Raw genomic sequence first — 4,087 nt, 5'->3', positions numbered from 1 at the left:
ACAAATAAAAATAAAAATAGTAGTTAGCTTCTATTGTAGAAACCGCAGCGATAAAAATAATAAATGCGGGGTAAACTGAATATTTTGAATGCCTAGCTTTTTAGCGGCCGAAAAAATGAATTGAGTTATTGTTTCTGACTAATAAGAACACATAAAGTGGCACTAGTCCTAAACCGGATAACTTTATTTTAGCTACCGCTCTGAGTATTCAAATTGCTCTGTTTACATGCAAAGGTGTGAGCTTTTGCCCTAAAGCACAGACATGGATTCACAACAACAAAAAATTTAGAGTCTGCTCTTTTAAGCATGAAAAGGTCAATCACGGAGAGCGTTTGATCTTTTCATGCAAAGTCATTCCCCCTCTCTTTTCTTATTATTACTTGTGTTGCTACTTTTTCTGGTACAGTTTTCTCTTTAGATAAACTCTTGGCCTTGGTCTATGGTAAAGTATGGCTTCATAAAACGTAAGGCTGATAGAGCCCCTCAAGGTCTTAGTACTTCGTAACCCACAACAATGATTGTTTAAACATGTCCAGACTGTCTCCTTCCATTATACCTCGCGACCAACATCCCGTTTCTCGTAGCCAAATTAGCCCATCGGCGTTAAAGGTTATGCATCGCTTACATAATAGCGGCTATGAGGCGTATCTGGTTGGTGGTGGTGTCAGGGATATTTTGCTCGGCCAAAATCCTAAAGATTTTGATATTGCGACCAATGCACACCCTGAGGAGGTACATGCTCTTTTTAAGAATTCACGTTTAATTGGTCGTCGCTTTAAGCTCGTCCATATCCTGTTTGGCCGCGAGATTATCGAGGTTGCTACCTTCCGTGGAAGCGTAAACCAACAGGACGAAAAACAATCAGAGCATGGCATGCTGCTTAGAGACAATGAATATGGCAGTATCGATGAAGATGCTGTGCGAAGAGACTTTACGATAAACGCTCTCTATTACAGCCCTAAAGACTTTTGTATTTACGACTATGTCGATAGCCTGGACGATATTAAGCAGGGTCTGATCAACATTATTGGCGACCCGGAAACACGCTATAGGGAAGATCCGGTTCGGATGATCAGAGCTTTGCGTTTCGCGGCTAAACTAGACTTTGATATCGAAGAAGAGACCAGCGGTGCCATACGAGAGCACGGTCAGCTATTGTCCAACGTTGCAGCAGCACGTTTGTTCGATGAGATTCTAAAACTGTTTCTCTCTGGCTATGGATTGAAAATTTTTCACCTCTTAGTCGACTATGGGCTATTTAAGCCCTTGTTCCCAGCTATTGCTCATACCTTGGAAAACAGTGATAAGAGTGCTATCTATAAGAAAATGCTCGAGGCAGGCTTAACAAATACTGATCAACGAATTCATCAAGAAAAACCCGTCACACCAGCATTTCTGTATGCAACTCTTCTATGGCCTGAAGTCGATAGACTGTGGTCACAACTTATTGAAGAAGGCGTTCCCGAATTTCCTGCATTACAACAAGCAGGGCAACTTACACTTCAAAGCCAACTACCTCATATATCTATACCCAAGCGCTTCACCTTAATGATGAAGGAAATATGGGAATACCAAATCAGACTCACTAAGACTCACGGCAAGCGGCCTTTCCACCTCGCTGAACAGCAACGATTCAGGGCTGCCTATGACTTTTTGTTGTTACGGGAGCAAGCTGGTGAACCTGTCGGCGAACTCGCTAAGTGGTGGACTGAATTCCAAATCAAGCACCCTTCTGCTGTTTATAACAAAGCTAATCATCGAAAAAAGCGTGAGACACCTGGTGCTGACCGCCGAAAGACCCGACAATCACGACGTCCAAAGCGATCATAATGCTGCAGGTATAAGTCAGCAGGAACTGTTCGGCGAGAAGAAAAAGCTAGTCATGAAACTAAATCAAGTACTCATCGGTATTGGTAGCAACCTGGAAAGTCCTCGTCTTCAAGTAATAAAGGCGATAGAAGCCCTATCCCGGCATCCTGAACTAAAGCTAATGTCATCATCATCACTATACAGTAGCTGCCCTCAAGGGCCTCAGGATCAAGATGACTTCGTCAATGCAGTCATCTGGCTTGAAACCGCTCTGGAACCACTCGCTTTGTTAAAGTGTACTCAAACACTTGAAGCCGAATTCGGGCGTATAAAGACTCGGCATTGGGGGGAGCGAATCATCGACCTGGATATTCTATTCTATAACGATGAAACGCTATCAAGCGACGACCCTGACTTACGCATTCCTCACCCTTATGCGCTGGAACGAGACTTTGTGCTGGTACCAGCAATCGAAATTGCGCCTGCTTGGACGCTTCCCGATACATCGACCCTAGAACAACATCTTTCTTCGTGCAGCGAGCATAATTTACTTCGTTTAGATGGCACTCCGACTTGAGTCTCGCGAAACAAGTAGCTAATCTACGCACAAGCTAAGCTCTGTCATAGATTATCAGTAGTCGGTTTTATACTACTGTGAAAACTAAGGATTATATGATGAAAACGACAACCCTGAGCCTTCGTAAACTAAAAGAGTCCAATGGAAAATTCTCCTGTGTCACAGCCTATGACGCAACCTTTGCTAAGTTAGCGTCGGATGCTGGTATCGACGTTTTATTAGTCGGCGACTCTCTAGGCATGGTGTTACAAGGTCAGGACTCGACATTGCCTGTTAGTATTGATGACATGGTCTATCACACTCAATGTGTTAGCAGAGGCGCTCAGTCTCCCTTAATTATGGCCGATATGCCTTTTAATACCCTGAATAGCCCTCACGATACCTTGAACTATGGTGGACAGTTGATGCAAGCAGGTGCCCATATTATCAAGCTAGAAGGCGGCGAGTGGCTTGCAGAGTATATTGAAGCCTTAAGTGATCGAGGCATTCCTGTTTGTGCACATTTGGGTTTAACGCCTCAGTCTGTCAATAAGTTAGGCGGCTATCGCGTTCAAGGCAAGGAAGCTGAAAAAGCTAACGCCATGATTAATACTGCGCGCGCCCTTGAAGAGGCCGGTGCCGATATGATCTTACTTGAGTGCGTACCCACCTCACTCGCTGAGCTCATTACCAAGAAAGTTAGTGTCCCTGTCATCGGAATTGGTGCGGGGAATGTTACCGATGGTCAGGTCTTGGTGATGCATGATCTCCTTGGAATTACTTCCGGACATAAGCCTAAGTTCGTAAAAAACTTCATGCAAGGCGCCGGTTCAGTGCAACAGGCCTTCGAGCACTACGACCAAGCGGTTAAGTCCGGCGAATTCCCTTCTGCCGATTATAGTTTTGCAGGCTAAACGAGACTCAAGCATGATCACCGTTAACAGTATTATTGCACTACGAAAAGTTATCAAAGAAGCTAGACAAGCCGGTAAAGTAATCGGCTTTGTACCCACTATGGGCAATCTTCATGAAGGCCATCTCAGTCTTATCGATCGTGCCCGCCAAGAAGCAGACTTAGTTGTCAGCAGTATCTTTGTAAATCCTATGCAGTTTGGTGAGAACGAGGATCTTGATGCCTACCCTAGAACACTTGAAGATGATAGTAAGCACTTACGTAGTAGATATTGTGATGTCTTGTTCGCACCACCTGTTAGCGAGATCTATCCAAACGGCTTAGCTGAAGAAACCAGAGTGGATGTGCCTGCTCTCGGAGATTATCACTGCGGCGCCAGTCGTTCCGGTCACTTCATTGGTGTCGCCACCGTCGTCACCAAGCTATTTAATATGGTGCAACCAGATATTGCAGTATTTGGTGAAAAAGACTTCCAACAATTAGCGATTATTCGCAAGATGGTTTCCGACCTTTGTATGCCTGTTTCTATCATTGGCGTCCCAACATCTCGGGAAGAGTCAGGTCTAGCCCGCAGCTCTCGCAATGGTTACCTTAGCCAGCAAGAAAAGCAAACTGCCGCTAAGATTTACCAGCTATTGCAACATTGTGCTGCGCAGCTTCAGGCTGGCGAACGGGATATCACTGCATTATGCGAGGACGCCAAATCACACTTGGTTAAAAATGGCTTTAAACCCGATTACTTCAATATAGCCAAGCCCACAACACTTGCTCCTTCACAAGAAACAGATACAGCTTTCGTAATTTTATTA

Annotated in this window: 4 protein-coding genes; all 4 read left to right on the top strand. The window is 44.6% G+C overall.

Going from position 1 to position 4,087, the window contains the following annotated elements:
- The first annotated feature begins 528 nt into the window (after nt 1–528).
- Nucleotides 529–1,830 (top strand): polynucleotide adenylyltransferase PcnB, encoded by a 1,302-nt coding sequence (gene pcnB, locus A3757_RS10055; protein ID WP_082865097.1) that lies wholly within the window; start codon nt 529–531, stop codon nt 1,828–1,830.
- On the top strand, nt 1,781–2,386 hold the full coding sequence (gene folK, locus A3757_RS10050; RefSeq protein WP_231872258.1) for a 2-amino-4-hydroxy-6-hydroxymethyldihydropteridine diphosphokinase: 606 nt from the start codon (nt 1,781–1,783) through the stop codon (nt 2,384–2,386). The genes pcnB and folK overlap by 50 nt, the downstream gene beginning before the upstream one ends.
- 98 nt (nt 2,387–2,484) lie before the next feature.
- The gene (panB, locus tag A3757_RS10045; protein WP_197469979.1) at nt 2,485–3,279 is read left to right on the top strand and encodes a 3-methyl-2-oxobutanoate hydroxymethyltransferase; all 795 of its coding nucleotides are present in this window, start codon (nt 2,485–2,487) and stop codon (nt 3,277–3,279) included.
- A gap of 13 nt (nt 3,280–3,292) precedes the next feature.
- Nucleotides 3,293–4,087, top strand: a 795-nt coding sequence (gene panC, locus A3757_RS10040; RefSeq protein ID WP_068739546.1) for a pantoate--beta-alanine ligase, incomplete at its 3' end; no start/stop codon positions are given.

It is taken from the genome of Oleiphilus sp. HI0117 (assembly GCF_001635235.1).
Note: the sequence above shows the minus strand (reverse complement) of the source record. Positions and strands in the feature narration are given on the sequence as shown.

What these genes read in the sequence shown, in the direction of transcription:
- panB (WP_197469979.1), top strand. Translation starts at nt 2,485, where the DNA reads ATGAAAACGACAACCCTGAGCCTTCGTAAACTAAAAGAGTCCAATGGA.
- pcnB (WP_082865097.1), top strand. Translation starts at nt 529, where the DNA reads ATGTCCAGACTGTCTCCTTCCATTATACCTCGCGACCAACATCCCGTT.